This window comes from Vibrio antiquarius (assembly GCF_000024825.1).
GTDB classification, from domain to species: Bacteria; Pseudomonadota; Gammaproteobacteria; order Enterobacterales; family Vibrionaceae; genus Vibrio; species Vibrio diabolicus.
Genome location: NC_013456.1, coordinates 2,430,685 through 2,446,146, shown reverse-complemented (window position 1 = coordinate 2,446,146; position 15,462 = coordinate 2,430,685). Strand labels below are relative to the sequence as shown.

General features: G+C 44.7%; 13 protein-coding genes. 8 read left to right on the top strand and 5 right to left on the bottom strand.

The genetic code is table 11. From position 1 onward, the window contains the following. Positions 1–52 precede the first annotated feature (52 nt). Positions 53–1,063 (bottom strand): phage shock protein operon transcriptional activator, encoded by a 1,011-nt coding sequence (gene pspF / locus VEA_RS11345; RefSeq protein ID WP_012841945.1) that lies wholly within the window; start codon positions 1,061–1,063, stop codon positions 53–55. A 232-nt stretch (positions 1,064–1,295) separates the two neighbouring features. On the opposite strand from pspF, the gene pspA reads away from it, so the two are divergent. The 7 genes from pspA (at position 1,296) to VEA_RS11310 (ending at position 8,636) form a co-directional block, all read left to right on the top strand. Then, positions 1,296–1,967 (top strand): phage shock protein PspA, encoded by a 672-nt coding sequence (pspA, locus tag VEA_RS11340; protein WP_005393294.1) that lies wholly within the window; start codon positions 1,296–1,298, stop codon positions 1,965–1,967. A 14-nt stretch (positions 1,968–1,981) separates the two neighbouring features. Next, a complete protein-coding gene (gene pspB / locus VEA_RS11335; protein ID WP_005393293.1) occupies positions 1,982–2,215 on the top strand; it encodes an envelope stress response membrane protein PspB in 234 nt (77 codons plus the stop codon). Further along, entirely contained in the window at positions 2,208–2,597 is a 390-nt protein-coding gene (gene pspC / locus VEA_RS11330) for an envelope stress response membrane protein PspC (protein WP_012841944.1), read from the top strand. Before pspB ends, pspC begins: the two co-directional genes overlap by 8 nt. 162 nt (positions 2,598–2,759) lie before the next feature. Continuing rightward, on the top strand, positions 2,760–3,791 hold the full coding sequence (locus tag VEA_RS11325) for an efflux RND transporter periplasmic adaptor subunit (protein ID WP_012841943.1): 1,032 nt from the start codon (positions 2,760–2,762) through the stop codon (positions 3,789–3,791). 1 nt (position 3,792) lies between these two features. Further along, positions 3,793–4,890 (top strand): efflux RND transporter periplasmic adaptor subunit, encoded by a 1,098-nt coding sequence (locus tag VEA_RS11320; RefSeq protein WP_006742843.1) that lies wholly within the window; start codon positions 3,793–3,795, stop codon positions 4,888–4,890. Continuing rightward, entirely contained in the window at positions 4,887–7,997 is a 3,111-nt protein-coding gene (vmeI, locus tag VEA_RS11315) for an efflux RND transporter permease subunit VmeI (protein ID WP_006742842.1), read from the top strand. The genes VEA_RS11320 and vmeI overlap by 4 nt, the downstream gene beginning before the upstream one ends. Before the next feature lie 72 nt (positions 7,998–8,069). Continuing rightward, positions 8,070–8,636 (top strand): DNA-3-methyladenine glycosylase I, encoded by a 567-nt coding sequence (locus tag VEA_RS11310; RefSeq protein ID WP_005378109.1) that lies wholly within the window; start codon positions 8,070–8,072, stop codon positions 8,634–8,636. A gap of 25 nt (positions 8,637–8,661) precedes the next feature. Here the strand turns inward: VEA_RS11310 and VEA_RS11305 are convergent, their stop codons facing one another. From VEA_RS11305 to cls, 4 genes are all read right to left on the bottom strand, one after another. Next, the gene (locus VEA_RS11305) at positions 8,662–9,522 is read right to left on the bottom strand and encodes a lipase secretion chaperone (protein ID WP_006742841.1); all 861 of its coding nucleotides are present in this window, start codon (positions 9,520–9,522) and stop codon (positions 8,662–8,664) included. A gap of 12 nt (positions 9,523–9,534) precedes the next feature. Further along, the gene (locus VEA_RS11300) at positions 9,535–10,464 is read right to left on the bottom strand and encodes an esterase/lipase family protein (RefSeq protein ID WP_006742840.1); all 930 of its coding nucleotides are present in this window, start codon (positions 10,462–10,464) and stop codon (positions 9,535–9,537) included. Between the two features lie 221 nt (positions 10,465–10,685). Further along, entirely contained in the window at positions 10,686–11,894 is a 1,209-nt protein-coding gene (locus tag VEA_RS11295; RefSeq protein WP_006742839.1) for a cystathionine beta-lyase, read from the bottom strand. Positions 11,895–12,135: 241 nt separating this feature from the next. Further along, on the bottom strand, positions 12,136–13,590 hold the full coding sequence (gene cls / locus VEA_RS11290) for a cardiolipin synthase (RefSeq protein ID WP_005393277.1): 1,455 nt from the start codon (positions 13,588–13,590) through the stop codon (positions 12,136–12,138). Between the two features lie 430 nt (positions 13,591–14,020). Here cls and VEA_RS11285 point away from each other — a divergent pair, with 430 nt between their 5' ends. Next, positions 14,021–15,391 carry a sodium-dependent transporter gene (locus VEA_RS11285; protein ID WP_043884644.1) on the top strand — a complete coding sequence of 457 codons (1,371 nt, stop codon included), beginning with the start codon at positions 14,021–14,023 and terminating at the stop codon, positions 15,389–15,391. Positions 15,392–15,462: the final 71 nt, after the last annotated feature.

The following is a 15,462-nucleotide window of genomic DNA, read 5'->3' as shown; positions in this document are numbered from 1 at the left end:
AAATTAGAGCGCTGTCACTCGCTCGCTAACCGATCAAGCACCTTCGACCTAGCTAGCTTTGCCCGACTAAACCATATTTTCTAATCATCCCTCGTAATTGGTGGTAGCTCAAACCAAGTAGCTCGGCTGCTTGTCGTTGATTAAACTTGGCTTCTTCCAATGCGCGATTGAGTAAGTGGATGTCTTGCTCTTCTTGCCACTGTTTATAGTCTAGAGGGAATTGAACTGCGCTGCTTGGTGCTTCCTCTTCTTGCTGCAGTTCGGCTTGCTCGGCATTATGACCAAGCGTGTTATTCCAAACTGTTTCAAAAGGATTGAAAATCAGTTCATCAATTGGATCGGCATTGAGACCATGTTGGTAAATAGCACGTTCAATCACGTTTTTTAGTTCACGGACATTACCTGGCCATTCATATTCAAGAAGCGAATGCTGTGCTTTTGAGGTAAAACCGACAAAATATTCCAGTTGAAGTTCACGACACATCTTCATCGCGTAGTGCTCTGCTAAAGAGAGGATGTCTTCTTTTCGTTCACGAAGAGGAGGCAGCATGATGACATCAAACGCTAAACGATCGAGTAAGTCGGCACGGAAATCGCCTTGTTCCGCCAATTTTGGTAAGTCCGCATTGGTTGCACAAACAAGTCGAACATCCGCATTGAGAGCGGTATGACCGCCAACTCGTTCATATTCACCATATTCGATGACACGCAACAGCTTTTCTTGAACTAAAAGTGGTGCGGTGGCCAGTTCGTCAAGAAACAAAGTGCCGCCTTCGGCGCGTTCGAAACGTCCTTTATGCTTGCCCTTAGAACCTGTAAAAGAACCGGATTCATGACCAAATAGCTCTGAATCTATTAGTCCTTCGCTTAAGGTCGCACAGTTGAGTGATAGTAGTGGCTTATCCCAACGTCTTGATAAATAATGCAAACGCTGAGCGATGAGTTCTTTACCCGTTCCTCGTTCACCGATAATGAGGACTGGACGCTCAATAGGCGCAAGTTGTGATACTTTATCTAGTACGGCGAGAAAAGCAGGTGATTCACCAATCAGGTTTTGCTTCATAAAGTCCTTCTTATTTAACAGCCGAGCCATGATTTACATATGGAGTTGGTGAATTTCACCAACAGTTGGTGAAAAACATCATAGCATAATAGTGCATAACGACAACAAAATGCATAAACTGCTGATTTTAAATGTAATTTTAAGTTGGCATGCTACTTGTAATGTATTCAGGGAGACGCAAGGTCAATCACCACCTTGTCGAGTTTTAATAGGAAAAAAGAGGAGTTCCGTTATGGGTATTTTTTCTCGATTTGCAGATATCGTTAACTCAAACATCAGTGCATTGCTGGACAAGGCGGAAGATCCTGAAAAAATGATCCGTCTTATCATTCAAGAAATGGAAGACACACTTGTTGAAGTGCGTACTAACTCGGCTAAAGCGATTGCAGACAAAAAAGAGTTGGCTCGTAAAGTTGAAACGTTAGAAGAGCAAATTGGCGAATGGAGCCAAAAAGCGAGCCTAGCGTTGGTCAAACAGCGTGAAGATTTGGCTCGTGCAGCGTTAATTGAAAAGCAAAAGCTTGAGCAAGTGATAAAAGGTCTTCACACTGAGCAGACGTTAGTAGAAGAAACGATCGACAAGCTTACAGGCGAGATCGGTAAGTTAGAAAGCAAAATTGCAGAAACGCGTGCAAAACAGCAAGCACTAGCAATTCGTAACCAAACAGCCTCTAACCGTCGTGATGTGCAAAAACACCTGCACACTAGCCGTACTAATGAAGCGATGGCAAAGTTTGAGCAGTACTCGCGTAAAGTGGATGAAATGGAAGCGGAAGCAGATTTGTACGCACAAACTGGTAATGCAAAATCGCTAGAGCAAGAGTTTGCAGAGCTTCAAGCTCAAGACGAAATCGAAAAAGAGTTGGCAAAACTGAAAGAACAGATGTCATCGAAAGATAAATAACAAAGGAGCCATTTATGTCGGCATTTTTTATAGCAGGACCAGTGATTGTCTTTTTAATCTTTGTCGCTCCACTATGGCTCTTCTTACACTATCGCAGCAAACGCAAAACAGATAGTGCACTGTCGAGCCAAGATTTAGAGCGCCTTCAGGTACTATCTGAAAAAGCGGAAGCGATGCAGTCCCGAGTCGATACATTGGAGCGCATCTTGGATGCTGAGTCACCAACATGGAGACGCAAGTATGACTAATCGAGAGCTGTATCGTGACCCAGTAAATGGCAAAATCTCCGGTGTTTGCGCCGGAATTGCCAACTACTTTGGTGCAGAGGTTTGGTTGATTCGTATTGTAGTGATTTCTGCAGCGCTGTTGGGCGGTACGTTTTTGGTGTTGTTAGCATACGTCGCGATGGCGTTTATGTTAGAAAAGCAACCAGTGACGTATTCTGAAAATATCCGAGCGCAACAAGAGCACACACTTAAAAGTAAGCCTTGGCAGAAAGGACAAAGTCCGGACCAATTGCTCAGTGTGTTGGAACGCGATTTTGACCGTCTTGATGGCAAAATCCGTAACATGGAAGCGTATGTTACGTCTGATACATATAGGGTGAATCGGGAGTTCAGCAAGCTCTAAACACTCCGCATCCAAAGAAGATTTAAACGAAGCAGGCGCAAAGCCTGCTTTTTTGTCACAAATTACTAATTTTAAAGCACTATTAATCTTTTCAACTCTGGAAGTTCGCCCAGAATTCATCTACTTTAAAAATAATCCCTTAATTTTTTATGGATGAACGTAATGAGAAGATTGCTCATTCCTGTCGCCATCTCGGCTGTGTTGTCGGGGTGTGGTAAAGAACTTCCCCCTGTTCCAGAACCTGAATCCCGCCCCGCAAAGCTATTTACAGTATCTGTTGGCAATGCCCAATTTGAACGACACTTTCCTGCCACGACGGAAGCTGGTGATAAAGCGGTACTGACGTTTCGAGTTCCTGGACTTCTTCAAACGATTGAGGTGAATGAAGGTCAAGTCGTCAGCAAAGGCGATGTATTGGCTTCATTAAACCCTGATGAATATGCTCTGCTTGAACAGCAAGCTCGGGCAAATTTCGCGCTCGCAGACGTGCAGTACAAGCGATACCAAAAGTTACGCAAAGACCAAGTGGTGTCCGAACAAGATTTTGATGAGGCAAAAGCGAATCACAATTCAGCCAAAGCTCAGTGGAATCAAGCAAAGGCAAATTTAAGGTATACCAAACTTGTCGCGCCATATGATGGTACGATTTCATATATTCCAGCAGAAAACCATGAGTATGTCGCCGCAAAAGAAGGCGTGATGAATATTCAATCCAACCAACTGCTTAAGGTGATATTCCAAGTCCCTGACTATCTGCTAAATCGTTACACTCAGGGTAGCGATGTCTCTGCCAGAATGGTCTTTGACGCTTTCCCCGAGCAGTCATTTGACTTGACCTTTCAAGAAATCGATACAGAAGCCGATCCTAAAACCGGTAGTTACAAAGTCACTATGGTTATGGAGCGACCATCAGAAATAGGCCTTTTACCGGGCATGTCTGGCAATGCTTACCTCCTATCTAAAAATGCTGGTGCAACAAAAATTCCTAATTCCGCGCTGCTAGAAGAGAACGGCAAAACATACGTTTGGCGTGTTGATGAGCAAGGCATTGTGTCCAAAGCCGCTATTGAGATGAATGACAAAAACCAAGTGTTAGCGGGGCTTAACGATGGCGATCAAATCATTATCTCTGGTGTTAGTGTAATTGAACCCGGAATTAAGGTAAGAGCCTGGATTAAGGAAAGAGGGTTGTAATATGAAAGGAATCATCTCTCTAGCGGCATTATTTTCAACGTTTCTTCTTGTTGGTTGTGGCGATAAGGCACCAGAAAAAGCTCTTGAGACACCGCGTGTAAGAGTTACCTCATTAGCGGGAAATCGGGTGGATGACAACTTATATTTCCCTGCGGTTGCGAATGCAGCGGATCGCTCTCATTTGAGTTTCCGAGTGGCAGGAGAAGTCAGCCGCATCATGGTAAAAGAGGGCGATAAAGTCACGAAGGGTGATGTTATCGCAACGTTGGACCCTACGGACTATGAGTTGGATGTAGATAATGCGAGTGCGCGTTTTTCTGTTGTTGACAGTCAGTATCGCCGTTCACGTCCTTTGGTTGATAAAGGCCTATTAGCTAAGTCTCAGTTTGATGAAATTGCAGCACAACGACAAATCGCTCTGGCTGAGCTTAAGTTAGCGAAACTCCGTTTATCGTTTACTGCCTTAAAGGCGCCTGTGGATGGGATCATTTCGCGAGTTAATATCGAGCAATTCGAAAATGTCCAAGTCGGACAGCATATCGTCAATATTCATAGTTTGGAGCGAGTTGAGGTGCTGATTCAACTTCCAGACCGGCTCTATGTTAACCAACCGCCAACGGAAGAAAGACTTACCGCGATAAAGGCATTGGTGCGCGTGCCTAGTGGTAACGAGTACAACGCGACCGTGAAAGAATTTACGACTGAGCCAGACCCAACAACAGGCACGTTTACCGTCACATTATCGCTTCCTATGCCGGAAGAAGAATACATCCTAGATGGGATGGCCGTTGAGGTGACCTCCAAAGATAAGAACGTTGGCTTGGATCTCAATTTAGGAATTAATGTTCCTATTGAAGCCATTTTCAATGCGGACGGTGACGAGCTGGGGCGCGAAAACAAATTTGTTTGGGTACTGAATGATGACAATACGGTATCGCGCAGACAGGTTCGAGCAGGTAAAGCATCTAAAACGTCCATTCAAATCCTTGATGGTCTCATGCTCAAAGACAAAGTTGTGATTGCCGGTGTTTCTCGGTTAAGGGATGGCATGAAAGTGGAAGTGATACAGGAAATGGCTACGCAGGAGGCCGGTCTATGAGCGATCTTAATAAATCAGTGCCTCAAAGTGATGATGATGTGACCGGTATTGCTGCGTACTTCATCCGAAATCGTGTCATCAGTTGGATGGTCGCACTGATCTTTTTGATTGGTGGTATCGCTGCATTCTTTGGGTTAGGGCGTCTTGAAGACCCTGCTTTTACCATCAAAGATGCCATGGTGGTGACCTCTTACCCTGGTGCGACGCCGCAACAAGTCGAAGAAGAAGTGACTTATCCGATCGAAAAAGCGATTCAGCAGCTTACTTATGTTGATGAAGTGAATTCGATTTCTAGCCGAGGATTATCGCAAATCACGGTCACGATGAAGAACAATTATGGCCCTGATGATCTGCCACAAATCTGGGATGAGTTACGCCGTAAAGTGAATGACCTTAAAGGGACGTTGCCTCCGGGTGTGAATGAACCTCAAGTGATCGATGATTTTGGTGATGTTTACGGGATTTTGTTAGCGGTGACTGGCGACGGTTATAGCTATAAGGAGCTACTGGATTACGTCGATTACTTACGCCGAGAGCTCGAACTGGTTGATGGAGTGAGCAAAGTTTCGGTATCCGGGCAGCAGCAAGAGCAAGTTTTCATCGAAGTATCGATGAAAAAGCTGAGCAGTATAGGACTTTCTCCCGATACGGTCTTTAATCTTCTCTCGACGCAAAACGTGGTTTCTGACGCAGGGGCGATCAGAATTGGTGACGAGTACATCAGAATTCAGCCGACTGGCGAATTCCAGAGTGTGGATGAGCTAGGCGATTTGTTGATTACTGAGTCGGGAGCTCAGGGGCTCATCTTCTTGAAAGATGTGGCGGAAATAAAACGTGGGTATGTAGAAGTACCGAGTAATATTATTAATTTTAACGGCAGCCTCGCACTGAACGTGGGTGTTTCTTTTGCTGAAGGTGTCAACGTCGTTGAAGTCGGAAAAGCATTTGATCATCGCCTTGCCGAGCTAAAGTACCAACAACCTGTCGGTATCGAAATTTCCGAAATTTACAGTCAGCCTAAAGAGGTGGATAAATCGGTTAGCGGTTTTGTTGTCAGCTTGGCTCAAGCTGTCGGTATCGTCATTATCGTACTTCTGTTCTTTATGGGGCTACGTTCAGGTCTGCTTATCGGTTTAATTTTACTGCTGACGGTGTTGGGTACGTTCATTTTCATGAAGTATCTCGCGATAGATTTGCAGCGGATTTCATTAGGTGCTTTGGTTATCGCGTTAGGTATGCTGGTGGACAATGCAATCGTCGTGGTTGAGGGGATTTTGATTGGTACCCAAAAAGGGCGAACTCGACTCCAAGCGGCGACTGATATCGTTACCCAAACCAAGTGGCCATTACTTGGGGCAACTGTGATTGCGGTAACTGCATTTGCGCCCATTGGACTGTCTGAAGACTCGACGGGTGAATACTGTGGCACTTTGTTTACGGTTCTGCTGATCTCATTGATGTTGAGTTGGTTTACCGCTATCTCGTTGACACCATTCTTTGCTGACATCTTCTTTAAAGGCCAGAAGATTAAACAAGGTGAAGGGGAAGAAAATGATCCATATAACGGGGTTATTTTCGTTATTTATAAAAAGTTTCTTCAGTTTTGTATGCGTCGTGCTTGGTTTACCGTTGTGGTGCTGATTGCGGGATTAGCGGCAAGTGTTTACGGGTTCACCTTTGTGAAGCAAGCGTTTTTCCCATCTTCGACAACGCCGATTTTTCAGTTAGATGTATGGATGCCAGAAGGAACTGATATTCGAGCAACCAACACAACGCTTAAAGAGTTAGAAAGTTGGTTAGCTAAGCAAGAGCATGTTGACCATATCACGACGACCGCGGGTAAAGGCTTACAGCGCTTCATGTTAACGTACGCGCCCGAGAAAAGTTATGCGGCTTATGGTGAGATAACCACTCGTATGGAAAATTACGAAGCGTTGAAACCATTAATGGCGAAGTTTCGAGAGTATTTAAAAGCCAACTACCCAGAAATCAATTACAAGCTCAAACAGATTGAGTTAGGTCCAGGTGGTGGTGCAAAAATTGAAGCGCGCATTATTGGCTCTGATCCAACCGTCCTTCGTACGATAGCCGCTCAGGTCAAGGACATCATGTACGCCGATCCTCAGGCAACAAATATCAGGCATGATTGGCGTGAACGAACCCAAGTTCTTGAGCCTCAGTTTAATGAGAGTCAGGCACGTCGCTATGGCATTACAAAATCAGATGTCGATGACTTCTTGTCCATGTCATTCTCTGGAATGACGATAGGCCTTTACCGAGACGGCACGACGCTCATGCCTATCGTGGCTCGCTTACCTGAAGATGAACGCATCGATATTCGTAACATTGAAGGCATGAAAATATGGAGTCCAGCACAGAGTGAGTTTATCCCACTTCAACAAGTCACAATGGGTTACGACATGCGTTGGGAGGATCCTATCATCGTACGTAAGAACCGTAAGCGTATGCTCACTGTGATGGCAGACCCTGATATTCTTGGTGAAGAAACCGCATCGACGTTGCAAAAACGTTTACAGCCCCAAATCGAAGCGATTCAAATGCCTCCTGGCTATTCACTAGAATGGGGGGGGGAATACGAATCTTCAGGTGATGCTCAAGAGTCGCTGTTTACTACCATGCCAATGGGGTACTTGTTCATGTTCTTGATCACCGTATTCCTATTTAACTCTATCAAAGAGCCACTCATTGTTTGGCTTACCGTGCCGTTGGCGTTAATTGGTGTCACCACCGGTTTGTTAGCACTCAACACGCCGTTTGGTTTTATGGCTTTGCTCGGCTTCTTAAGCTTATCGGGAATGGTGCTCAAAAATGGCATCGTATTACTGGACCAAATTGAAATAGAAATGAAATCAGGTAAAGAGGCTTATGATGCGGTCGTTGATGCTGCGGTAAGCCGTGTTCGTCCTGTGTGTATGGCTGCAATCACGACGATCCTTGGTATGATCCCACTATTACCAGATATTTTCTTCAAACCAATGGCGGTTACGATTATGTTTGGTTTGGGCTTTGCGACAGTCCTGACACTGATTGTCGTGCCAGTGTTGTATCGTTTGTTCCATAAAGTGGCAGTACCGAAACAGGCTTAGTGCTACTGATATAACGATGAAAAATATCGCGCCTCTAGCTCATCAGTTAGAGGCGCTTTTTAAGGAAGAATAATGACAGAACAAAAAACGTGTGCGTGGGCGATGAATCACCCATTAGAGCGCGAATATCATGATTCCGAATGGGGCGTGCCAGTATATGACGACCAAGTCCTGTTTGAATTTATTACGTTGGAAGGTGCACAAGCTGGGCTTAGTTGGATCACCATTCTTAAAAAGCGCGAAGGATATAGAGAAGCGTTCGAGAACTACGACCTAGATGCGTTGGAACAAAGAAATGAAGAACGCGCTGAATACATCGTGGAAAACTTCGATGTTGTAAGGCATCGCGGAAAGATTAACTCGGTTTTCAGTAATGCCAAAGCGGCCAAAGCGTTAATTGCTGAATACGGAAGTTTATCAGACGCGTTGTGGCAGTTCGTGGACGGCGAACCAATCGTCAATCAATGGCAGCATATGAGTGACGTACCAGCTTCGACAGAGCAATCCAAAGCCATGAGTAAGTTCTTAAAAAAGAAAGGCTTCAAGTTTGTCGGTGAAACCATCTGTTATGCTTTCATGCAAGCCGTCGGCATGGTGGATGACCATATCGTTGGATGTCCTAAAAAGCAGAATAAGTAACGTTTGGCTTATTAAGTTTATGTTGTTAGTTCTGGTTATCATGAATACGTTCCAAAGCTTCGATTCGACGCCATTGAGTGGCATCGAAGCTTTGCTTTCTTAAAGCAATGATTTCTGCCTGTTTTTCGTCTTGCCCTAGAAAATCCCTATTCAGAATATCTTGACGCTGTTTTAAGTAAGTGGCGAGTTGAGTCTCAAATGATGCTCTTTGCTCATCAAGCTTTTGCAGCCTTTGCGCTCCAGCGTCTCCCACCAGTGCAACACGGGCGATGTACTTATCTTGTGAATCAAGCTGAGAAGCTCGCTCGAGTTGCTCCGTTAATGCGTTATTGCGTTCACTCTCTCGGATGTAATCCGGTTGTTCTGATAACGCTTGATTGAGAAGGTGTGTTTGACTCTCGATATCCGATGCCTGTTTTTTAATCGTCAGCTTTTCCAATGCTAGTTGGCGAAGTCGGTTTTCTTCGTCAAACAATTGAGCTATCTGGACCTCGCTAAAGTATTGAAGTTGTAAATTCAGTATCGCTTCATTCAGCATGGTTAACTGTTCAAGCGTTAGTTGGTTATGCTCAAAAGGCTCCAATGCAGAGAGCGCTTGCTTGTAGGAAAGGTAGGTCTGGAAGAGTTTGGCATCAATATTCAGTGTTTGTTTTGCTAAAGTGTCATCATTGACTTCCGCTTTGATCGTATCGAGATCTTCTTCGCCCAGTCGGCTAAGAGAATATTCGAAGAAGTCTTTTGGGGAAGAGACATCGGCGGCTATATCTTGCTGAGATTGCGAATGGTTAGAGGTTGTCTCTTGTTGTTTGTCGCTTTGCAACAGAGAAAGCGCTCCCACGCCAAATATCGAGAGCAGGATAAAAGTGGTGAGAGCGACTTTCTTCATTGTGATGACCTCTTATAAACCTTGAAGTTTGAGACGATTTGCATGTTGGCGATAAAGCGTGACTGGATCGGTTTCAAAAAGATGATGAATACCGAGTAGACCGTTAATTTCATCCAAATGGTTCATTTGATAATCATCACGTATGACTTTGCCTAAATGTGTGCTGCACGCACCAACTAAGCCATCATTCGGCCCATCAAAGGCTAAGCCAAGTACCATCATGGCAGCGTCAGTCGGATCGAAAACGTTTGTAAAAGTGGATGATCCGGTCCATGAGTAGTAATAAACGCCATTTGAAGCTAGCAAGTCGCCATTACCACATTCGCTAGTAGGCACTCCCTCTGGGTAGTGCTGGTTAAACGCCAATGATCCTTCCGTGGTTAATGCTGCTAGTGAGGCTAAAGGGTCTTGGTCGAGATCAGAACCGCCTGATAGAAGATTAATAAGAGTGGTTAAGCCTTGCGCCAGTTTTACCGCGAGCTGCTCACTACCAGAACCCTCAGATACGGTGCCACGAACTAAATCTGCCACTTTAGACCCTTTATTAACGCCACCGATACTCGTAACTGATGCGACTAGGTCAGGACGGACAGAGGCGACGTAGCGCGTTGTTGGACCACCATGACTGTGACCGATGAGATTGACTTTCTCTGCGCCTGTTGCAGCAAGTAAGGTTTCTACTTGAGCAAGCAGTTGCTCCCCTCTAACTTCGCTGCTGTTGGTCGCGGATACCTGTGCTACATAAACTTTAGCGCCGTCTTTCGTTAAGGAATGTGGTATTCCGAAAAAGTAATCTACGCCTGCCAGGGTATCAAAACCAAATAATCCATGAACCAGAACAATCGGATACTTGGTTTGGGTATAACCCGTTGCGGCGTGTACGGTGGTTATTGGGACGGTAATTAAGGTAAAAAGAATTAGCGCTATGAATTTGAGTTTCAAAACTATCTCCTTGTGGTATGACCTCTTATGAATAATAAAAAGTAGGAGAGAAACTCTAAATTTGGAAAGTCTATTTGTGGCACATTATTTCATTCTGTGACTGCTCAATTGAAAAACAACACAAATGATTAACATTAACGAATAGCTGGTGGGAATGTTAGATAATTCTAATTAAGTCAGCGAGTTATAAAAACGCCCCGCGAAGCAGGGCGATTCAATTACTATTTTAGAGAGACTTCTTTTTCTAAAATTAACGCGTTATAGCGTGCAAAACCAGCCTCTAGATCGGCGATCAAGTCATCCACGTCTTCTAAGCCAATATGAATTCGAACTAAAGTGCCCTCAAAGTATGGGTGCGCTACGGTTCTCAAGTTGTTAAAGCTCTTTGGTTCGTTAGCTAGAATGAGGCTTTCATACCCGCCCCAAGAATAACCCATACTGAAGTGTTTCATACCGTCAAGCAGAGCCGTCGTCGCTTTTGGATAAGACGTTTTGAGAACAAATGAAAACAAGCCGTTTCCACCAGTGAAGTCACGTTTGAAAAACTCATGGCCAGGGCACGATTCCAATGCTGGGTGGCGGACATGATCAACTTCCGGACGAGAAGTCAGCCACTTGGCGACTTTCAAGCTACTTTCTGCGTGTTGTCTTAGGCGAACATCCAGCGTGCGAATACCACGAAGGCCTAGGTATGCGTCGTCAGGAGAAACGCACTGACCCATCAAGTAGCTTTGTTCACGCAGTTGGGGCCAGTATTTTTCGGAAGCTACGGCTGTACCTAACATTACATCAGAGTGACCAACTATGTATTTGGTGGCGGCTTGAATGGAAATATCGACACCATGTTCAAATGGTGAGAAGTTCACGCCAGCTCCCCATGTGTTATCAAGCATCACAATAATATCGTGCTTATGAGCAATGCGCGCCAATGTTGGTACGTCCTGCACCTCCATTGTGACTGACCCCGGAGATTCTAGGAAAAGGACTTTGGTATTTGGTTGAATCAAATCACGAATACCTTCTCCAATCATCGGATCATAATAGGTAGTTTCGATGCCCATTTTCTTCATGATGATATTACAAAAATCACGAGTTGGTTCGTAACAAGTGTCCACCATCAGAATGTGATCGCCAGTTTCGACGAAAGAGAGAATCGCATTTGAAATTGCTGCCGTCCCACAAGGGTAGAGAGCACAACCTGCTCCACCTTCAATCTCAACCATTGCATCTTGAAAAGCGAAGTGCGTGTTAGTGCCACGGCGACCATAAAATAATGTTTTATTGGTACGGTTCATGGTGGCTTGGTTCTTCTCTGCAACCGTGTTGAATACCACGGTTGAAGCGCGTTGAACGGGTGGGTTTACAACACCGTTTGTCCACTTTTTATCGCGGCCAGCGGTAATGAGCTTGGTTTTTTTGCCCTCTGACATAAAAGTTCCCTGTCTTAAATATTACGATTTTGATTATTTAAAACATGGACGACATAACGTTTGCAAGGGAAAAGTCAACTATCACCCAATAATAGCCGAGATTATCGAGTGAAGGCGTCAAAGCTGAAAGGTTGAGTTGTAGGCTTAGAGTGTATCGCTAAGGTGGAAAACGTAAGTAGAACAAACCTCCAGCAAGATATTTGAAGCGCTGGAGGTTTTTTTAGTCGGTGTATTTGAGGTATTAGAGGAGTGGATTGAAGAGATAGAACACTCGCTCTAAGAATCGAGAAAATAGGCTTCTTTTCTCCCATTCTTCCAATACAACAGTGTGAGATTGCTTAATATAGCTATCTTGTAACCAAGACATTTGCTTTGTGAACTCTTCGTCGTCAACGGCGAGGGTAACTTCGAAGTTCAGCCACAAGCTGCGCATATCCATGTTTACGGTGCCAACTAAACAGAATTGGTCGTCAATTACGACGGATTTCGTATGCAGCAAACCACCATAAAACTCATAGATTTTGACTCCTGCACACAAAAGCTCACTATAAAACGCGCGTGACGCCCATTGCACCATCATCGAGTCATTTTTATGTGGAATAATGAGTTCAACATCAATGCCTCGTTGTGCTGTCATCTTTAACGTTTCAAGTAAGTCTGCATTGGGCACGAAATATGGCGTTGTAATTCGTACCGAGCGATTGGCTTGGTTGATTGCCAATGTTAATACTTGATAGATCAGATATTCCGGCATACCAGGGCCAGAAGGCACAACCTGAATAGGGTGTTGGAATTCACTCTCATCGATCTTGCATTCAGGTAGTCTCGGTAAATGACGTTCGCCAGTTTCGACTTCCCAATCCCAACAGTGGATAGCACTCAATACGTTTACCGTTGGTCCCGTAATGCGAACCATGATGTCCACCCAATGCCCGACGCCACTGTTTTGTTTGAAGTAAGCCGGGTCAACCAAGTTCATTGAACCTGTATAAGCAATTTCATCATCAATTACGATGATCTTGCGATGTTGGCGAAGATCAAGACGACGTAAGAAAATACGCCACATCTTCACTTCTAGCGCTTGAATAACTTCAATTCCAGCATCCTGCATCATTCGATACCAAGGACTTCTGAAAAAACGTGGACTACCTGCTGAATCGAGCAATAGTTTGACATCTACGCCGCGTTTAGCCGCTTGGATAAGTGCAGAAGCGACAGAGTCAGCCAAACCACCTGGATGCCAAATGTAGAATACCATTCGAATACTGCTCTGCGCGTTTTCGATGTCTTCAATAATGGAATGCAAAATCTCATTAGGTGACTGTTGCAGCGACAATGTATTACCGCTCAATGCGGGAAGACCAAGGCGGTTGTTACAAAGTTCATCAATTCGGTAGATGTGCCTTCCCATCGTTTCTGGGTTGTGCGCGTTACAGTCGTTCAACTGACTGAACCACTTCTCGAATGGTGTAAACATCTCTTTTGCGCGTTCGGCCCGTTTTCTGCCTAAGTTCAGTTCACCGAAGAGGAAATAACACGCGACACCCAGAACGGGAAGGATATAAATGATCATTAGCCAAGCTAAAGACACGCTCACTGCACGGCGCTTTAAAACGACACGAATGGTCACACCTGCGACCAGTAACCAATATAGCCCGATGCCAGCTAAAGTAAGAAAGTGATAAAACTTGTCCATATACGCTCAGAGTAATATGCCCTTCTAGGATATTAAGCATAAAAGTGGGTTGGGGGAATAGATTTCCCATTTAGACGTGGGATTGACCTTATATGAGGAACGAATTTCATAACAGCTGATTCTGTTATTTTAATGTGAAAAATAAGGTCATTCTTTAACTTTTGAACAAAAAAGCAGCATTTAACCTGCGTAACTCGACACTTGTGCGATAAATGTACTTTTTTGGGGTTCCAATTTTAAAGGGGAGCTGCTTTACTTTCTAGACATAGTGCGTCGAACGCTTATTTTATAAGTGTACAATAATTTTTACATAAACTTTTTAGACGCCTATCTCTATGCATACACAACAAACTAATTTTGGAGAAAAAGCGTGGCTACAACTAATACAGCAGCACCACGTGATACGTGGGGGTCTAAACTAGGCTTCGTAATGGCAGCAGCGGGTTCCGCTGTCGGTTTAGGCAATATATGGAAATTCCCTTACACAGCAGGTGAGAGTGGCGGCGGTGCATTCGTTGCTATCTATCTTATCTTTGTAATTTTTATCGGCTTTAGCGTGATGCTGACAGAGTTCGCTATTGGTCGTAAGACAGGTCTTTCTGCCGTAGGTGCATTCAAAACAACTGACCGACGCTGGACGTTCACTGGCGTTATGGGAGTCTTCAGTGGTCTTTTGATCATGGGCTTCTACCCTGTGGTTGGTGGTTGGGCATTGGCCTACATCTTTAAAGTGGGTGGTGGTCTACTCAGCGCGCCAGAAGCAATTGGCGACAGCTTTGGCGGTTTCATCTCAGATCCGATTCAACCTTTAATGTGGATGGGTGTTTACCTGTTCCTTAACGTCATGATTGTGATGAAAGGGATTTCGGGTGGTATTGAGAAAGCCGGTAAGGTTCTGATGCCGCTTCTGTTCTTAATCCTAATCGTTGTTTCTGTTAAGGGCTTAATGCTGCCAGGTGCAATGGCTGGCCTTGAGTTCTTATTCATGCCGGACTTTTCTAAAGTCGACAGCAATGTGGTTCTTGCTGCACTAGGGCAGGCGTTCTTCTCACTTAGCTTAGGTATGGGTTGTATGATGACGTACGGTTCTTACCTGAAGAAGAAAGAGAACCTAGTTCAAACAACCGGTATGGTTACTGCGATGGATACAGGTGTCGCGATTCTTGCTGGTGTTGCTATGTTCCCAGCTATGTTTGCCTTTGGCATGGAGCCTGCGGCAGGCCCTGGTCTTGTATTCGTTGTCGTTCCTCAACTATTTGCTGAAATGGGCGGTGTGATTGGGTTGCTATTCGCGTTGCTATTTTTCATCGGCTTGACGGTGGCGGCATTAACTTCTTCAGTATCACTATTGGAAGTTGTCGTGTCTTACCTAATCGATGAGAAAGGCATGAAGCGCTCTAACGCTGTTCTGTCTGCAAGTGCAGTTATGGCGGCATTATGTATTTTTGCGTCACTATCGTTAGGTGGAATGGGACCAACGCTGTTTGGTACCGGTGCCTTTGATATCTTCGACTTGCTAACGGACAAAATCTTCCTAGCGGTTGGTGGTATGTTGGTTTGTATCTTTGCTGGATGGCGCCTAAGCCGTGCTGAGCTAGAAAAAGAGATCACTAATGACGGCGAAGTATCTTTCCCGCTATTTGGATTGTGGTACAACCTAGTTAAATACCTGATTCCTGTTGCGATTGCTATTGTTGCCTTCATGGGGATTAAGTCGGGCTTTGACAGTGGCAAAGGTGAAATCATGCTGCTGGGTATCGCGATCATTGGTCTTGCTGGTATTTTCTCTAGAAAGCTCTAGCTCAGGCCTTGGGGCAAGCCTCGATAGCTTTGTCCGATAACTTATGTATACTGCTGGCTCCAAACGTGGAG